The 1,558-nt window shown below is 67.9% G+C and carries 2 protein-coding genes; one reads left to right on the top strand and one right to left on the bottom strand.

Annotated features, from left to right (window positions below; all coding sequences use genetic code 11):
* The coding region (locus tag U9980_RS22370) for a hypothetical protein (RefSeq protein WP_322769731.1) at nucleotides 1-1,159 on the bottom strand (1,159 nt) is incomplete at its 3' end.
* A 204-nt stretch (nucleotides 1,160-1,363) separates the two neighbouring features.
* Here U9980_RS22370 and U9980_RS22365 point away from each other — a divergent pair.
* A complete protein-coding gene (locus U9980_RS22365; protein ID WP_322769730.1) occupies nucleotides 1,364-1,519 on the top strand; it encodes a hypothetical protein in 156 nt (51 codons plus the stop codon).
* Nucleotides 1,520-1,558 lie beyond the last annotated feature (39 nt).

The raw sequence follows: 1,558 nt of genomic DNA, 5'->3' as shown, positions 1-1,558 counted from the left end.
TGTAGATCACGGAATTGAAGCCGGGCGGGTTGCTTCCCGCGACGACCTGTGGATGGTGCAGGCCGAAGGTGACGCCGCCGGCCACGAGGAGCGCGATCAGCCAGGCGGCGGCGCGGGTCGGGAGGTACCCGTACCCGACGGTGAGGTCTTGCAGGTATCCCCAGGCTCGGAGTGCCGGCGGAAGCGACTCCCGGCGGCGGCGGTGTCTGGCGAGCAGGACAGCCCGCGCATCCCCCTCGCGCCCCTGCCGCCGGTACGCCGACGCGAGCTGCTCGTAGGTCTGGGGCAGGTATCCGGGCGGGTCACGTCGAAGCCAGCGCAACCGATCCACACCGTGGATGTCGGTCAGCGCGTCGTAGGTCAGCCCGTCGAGGCGAAGCGTGTCCGGCCACGTCGCCGGGTCATCGCGGAGCAGGCCGAGCCGGGCGTGGCGCAGGTCTACCTTGCCGTCGATCGGGGTAGCGGTAAGCAGCACCAGCTCGCGTGCGTCGAGGTGCTGGCACGCCAGCGCCGTACCGGTCGGATTGGACAGCGTCGCCTGCTCGAAGGAGAGATGGCTGCCGATGCTCGCGTAGGACAGCTCGACCATGCCCTCGGCGCGGAAGCCCTCGCCGCAGTTCACGACGGCGCTTACCACGATGTCCGGCGCGGACAATGCGGACCCGCCTGGATTGCTCAGATGTGCGCCGTCGAACCGCACGGAGCCGCCGATCTCGGCGTGGCTCAAGCACACTTCGCCGCGGCAGATCAAGCCCTTCTGCCCGAGGATGTCGTTGCCGACCGTGAGCCGTGTTGCGTTCAGGGCACTTTCCGTGCCCTCAAACCTGGCGGCGTTCAGGAGTAAAGTTCCCGCGATCCGGGTGCTGACCAGCCGGATCTCCGCTGTCGAGCGGCAGCCGGTGAGCCGCAGGGCTCCATCGATTATCGCACCGGAGCAGCGCAGGCCCGGGAACGTCGAGCCGGCAAGATCAATCTGTTGGGTCCGGGCACTGTGCAGATCCGGTCGTTCATCGAACTGGCAGTCCCGCATGCGCACCGGATGCGGCACGTCGGTGTTGCTCAGGTCGAGAATTTCAACAATGCGTGCGCCGATCAGATCCAGCGTGGCGAAATGACCAGGCTCGGCCTGTTGGGCGCCCAACAGGAGCGTGCGCAGCACGCTCGCGCGAACCGTTCGGTCCGCTCGCCCCCGTAAATCGACGACGTCGCCACGCGGGAACGCCCGCCACACCGCCCGTTCGGGGCCGCGAAGGCTCGGACGCACCACACGATCAGTGTGGCAGTCCAATCCGGCGATGATGCCCATTTGGTCAGATAGGTACCTGATGTGCTGGCGTTTGTGGCGGCGTTGAGGATCGGCGCTGTGACCGCGAACGTCACGAACGCCGATGCCGACGCCGACGCCGGGTTACGCCACAACACCTCATCCATGGACCTACCGGCGCCGAGCCCAGGGTTGGTCGTAGCCGGTGGCGGTGTCCACGACCCGCAGCCCGCGGTGAGCTGCGCGCTCAGGTGAAGCTCGGGCAGAGTGAACGCCCGCATCACGTGCCGGGGG

The sequence above is a fragment of the Protofrankia sp. Cr1 genome, from assembly GCF_963555865.1.
GTDB lineage: Bacteria > Actinomycetota > Actinomycetes > Frankiales > Frankiaceae > Protofrankia.
The sequence above is the reverse complement of the archived record's forward strand: the minus strand, read 5'-3'. Positions and strand labels throughout refer to the sequence as shown.